General features: G+C 55.9%; 4 protein-coding genes and 1 pseudogene. 4 read left to right on the forward strand and 1 reads right to left on the reverse strand.

Features of this window, described 5'->3' with window-relative positions; all coding sequences use genetic code 11:
• Positions 1–300: 300 nt before the first annotated feature.
• From AC221Y_RS22500 to AC221Y_RS22515, 4 genes and pseudogenes are all read left to right on the forward strand, one after another.
• Positions 301–681 (forward strand): hypothetical protein, encoded by a 381-nt coding sequence (locus AC221Y_RS22500; protein ID WP_299756490.1) that lies wholly within the window; start codon positions 301–303, stop codon positions 679–681.
• Between the two features lie 115 nt (positions 682–796).
• Positions 797–1,114, forward strand: a complete 318-nt coding sequence (locus AC221Y_RS22505) for a hypothetical protein (protein ID WP_299756488.1) — start codon at positions 797–799, stop codon at positions 1,112–1,114.
• Positions 1,115–1,188: 74 nt separating this feature from the next.
• Positions 1,189–2,537: pseudogene (locus tag AC221Y_RS22510) on the forward strand (ISKra4 family transposase).
• Positions 2,538–2,613: 76 nt separating this feature from the next.
• Entirely contained in the window at positions 2,614–2,859 is a 246-nt protein-coding gene (locus tag AC221Y_RS22515; protein WP_366141749.1) for a hypothetical protein, read from the forward strand.
• A 21-nt stretch (positions 2,860–2,880) separates the two neighbouring features.
• On the opposite strand, the gene AC221Y_RS22520 is transcribed toward AC221Y_RS22515, so the two are convergent.
• The coding region (locus AC221Y_RS22520) for a transposase (protein WP_486708528.1) at positions 2,881–3,195 on the reverse strand (315 nt) is incomplete at its 5' end.

The raw sequence follows: 3,195 nt of genomic DNA on the forward strand, positions 1-3,195 counted from the left end.
AGTTAAAGGGGGAGGGGGCAATACTTGGTGGTCGTTGAGATAAGGTAATGTTTTGGGAACAAGACGAGGCCGGCCATGAAGGTAGGGATCACTGTCGAAACGACATTTGAAGATGGGAATATTCAGAGGCGCGATATCAGTCCACTTTTCCTTTCGCTTGTGGTGAAATCGCGCGTTCGCGGCCTGTTGCCAGATTAAACCCACGCATGACCGCACCATTGACGAAGATCAATCCGGCCCAGCGGTCCTCAGTTATGACTGGGCATGCTTGCGGACTTCATCCGCACAGAGGGTTCAGAAATGTCAAGCGATCGAAACATCAAGAACGGCGACTTCGAATGGATGCACATGGACCGGATAGACGGCATCTGGTGGGGCGCGGCCTTCATTTGGGGTGCCGTGGTGCTTTTTTTCGCGAACATCGGATGGCCTGGGTCGTCCAGTTGGTGGGACAGCGGGGGCGTCTTTTTCGTGGGAATTGGTGCCTTCGCACTCGTATGTGCCGTCATAAGGCTTCAGACGCCTAAATACCGTTCAAAGTGGCTCTTTAGTTTTGTGTTCGGTGTCATTTTTCTGGCCATCGGACTTGGCGCTTGGGATGCCGCATGGTGGTTCTGGGTCTTGGTTTTGCTGATTGTCGGTGCTGTGACGCTCCGCTCTGCATTGAACCGAAAGACTTGACTGGAGGTCAGGTCCGGCGTGCCTGATCACCCGCCGGTTTGCGGGTGGTGGGACTTACCTGGGAAAATCCGGTCGCTGCAAGTTCTACGACGGACAGAAAAACAAGGAGACAACCATGACAGCTTACAATGTCGTTCGGATGCGGGTGAAAGAGGGACGCGAAAAGGATTTCATCGACAGGAACTGGCAGGTCGACCCCAAAGCGATGGAAGGTCTCAAGAAAATCTCGATCGTCAGTACCGGCGATCGAAACTATTGCCTCATCGGTGAATGGCAAAACGCGCAGGCGATCGCTGCAGCCGGTCCGGTCATGATCCGCGCGCTCGACACCTTCCGTGATACGCTAGAAGAACTTGGCACCAACACAGGCGTGACCGAAGCGATGTCGGGCGAGGCCGTCATCGTCGGGTATGGCAAGGAAGAGACGGTTTGAATAGTCGAGGGAGTGGGCAAAACTTGGTGGACGCCGTGTTAGGGTAAGGCTTTTGGAGCGAGGCGGGGCCTACCATGGATGTGCGCATTGTTGTCGAAACAACATTTGAAGATGGAGAAACACAGAGGCGCAATATCGGTCGTCTTTGCTGTGCACCTGACAACCTAGAACCAGAGTGCTTGGGTTTGCGCATTGTCGAAGCCAAGAATTTGTTGGGGCGATTGCAGGAGGCGATCCTTCAAAGCCAGATCGATGAAGCGCTGGCGGCAAGCCGAATTTGCGACGACTGCGGAAAGCGTTGTGGGGTCCATGACGATCGAGGTCGCACACTCGACACTTTGTATGGCCGTTTTCGGGTGAAGGCGCCGCGGCTACGACAGTGTGCCTGCAAATCAGACGCGGTCGCCGCGAAAGTCGCTCTTCTTTTGCCATTCAACGCGCTGTTTCCGGATCGCGCGACACCCGAACTACTGCGCCTTCAGGCGGAGTTGGGGTCGCGTCATTCGTTTTGAGAGGCAGCCCGGTTGCTCGAAATGTTCTTGCCGTGCGCGCCTCAGTCAAACACGACAGTCCGAAATCGCTTGGGACGCATTTCTGAGAAGCTTGACGTTGCCGACGAAGGGTATGGGAACAATAACGCGAGCACCAAATCATCTACATTGACCGTTTTCCTGGACGGTGCACATATTAGATGTCGTCCGGAATACCAGAAGCGGCACCTGGATGTTGTGGTCGGTAAGGTGGAAAATGCCAACATGAGCCGACGCTTCGGTCTTGTGCAGCAAGCCGCCAAATCTCCTGCAAAGCAACTCCGACATGACCTGATCGCGCAAGGCTGGGACGGTCAGAGCAAAGTGACCGTGATTTCAGACGGGGAGCCTGCCCTGCCAAATCTTGTGCGGCGTGCCGTTCAAGGCCCCGTCACCCACATCTTTGATTGGTGGCACATTTCGATGCGGGTTCAACATATCGAGAACGCCGTGCGAGGACTTTTGCAAACGAAGGGGTTTTCAGGGTTGCCGCAACTCTTCGAGCGACCGTCCGAGACACTGCGTTGGTACCTCTGGCATGGAAAAGTGATGACAGCCGCGACAATCCTCAAGGTTCTTGAGATCGACTGCGACCGTTTGCACACCGAAACCAAAGGCCAACGGGAAGCGGGCAGACGCGTCAAAGCTCGATGCCAAGCGCTCTATTTCTATCTTTCCAACAACTTCGACGCGCTGGTGAATTATGGTCACCGATATCGAAACGGACTCGCAGTCTCGTCATCCCGCGCAGAGGGTTGTGTCGATGACATCGGGAATACTCGAATGGGCAAGCGGCGGCGCATGCGATGGTCTCCGAAAGGGTGCATCGCGTCGCCGTCACTAGGGCCGCAGTCCTTGACGGCAGGCTGACTGTTACAAAAATGGCCGCTTGACCACCAAGTCTTGCCCACTCCCGAAGAGCCCTGGTCCTGGCCTCAACCAACCCGGCATGCCTTGGGCGCGCTTCTGTTGGAATCTGGCGAATACGAAGAGGCCGAGGCAGTTTATCGAGCGGACCTTGGTGTCGATGGCAAACTCCCCCGTCCGAGCCAGCACCCGCGGAACGTCTGGGCGCTTCACGGCTTACACGAGTGCCTGATGCGTCGCGGTGAAGAAGTCGAGTTGCCACATATCAAGCTGGTGCTCGACCAGGCCGTGGCCCGTGCAGACATACCAATACGCGCGAGTTGCCTCTGTCGTGCAAGTGCGGCCTAAGCGATCTAGAGCGTGTCGGGTTTAATCGGTTCCGTATCCAGCAGCTTTGAAAAAATTGTAGCATTCCTCGTCGCTGAACAGGTCGCAGATGTTGCCAACGGCTTGCCAAAGCTGGTCATATGCTCGGGCAGCGGCCTTTCGGATCAGGGCTTTCAGCTTTGAGAAGGCCATCTCGATCGGATTGAGGTCAGGGCTGTAGGCAGGCAAGAACAGGAACCATGCACCGACGTCGCTCAAGGCGCGGGCGGCACCGGGGCTTTTGTGACTGGACAGGTTGTCAAGAATGACGACGTCGCCCGGATGCAATGTCGGGGCAAGCTGAGTTTCGAAGTATAG

This window comes from Boseongicola sp., assembly GCF_057460485.1.

Bases quoted from the DNA above. Each gene is read 5' to 3' on its own strand.
- AC221Y_RS22500 (WP_299756490.1), top strand. From the start codon at position 301: ATGTCAAGCGATCGAAACATCAAGAACGGCGACTTCGAATGGATGCAC.
- AC221Y_RS22505 (WP_299756488.1), top strand. From the start codon at position 797: ATGACAGCTTACAATGTCGTTCGGATGCGGGTGAAAGAGGGACGCGAA.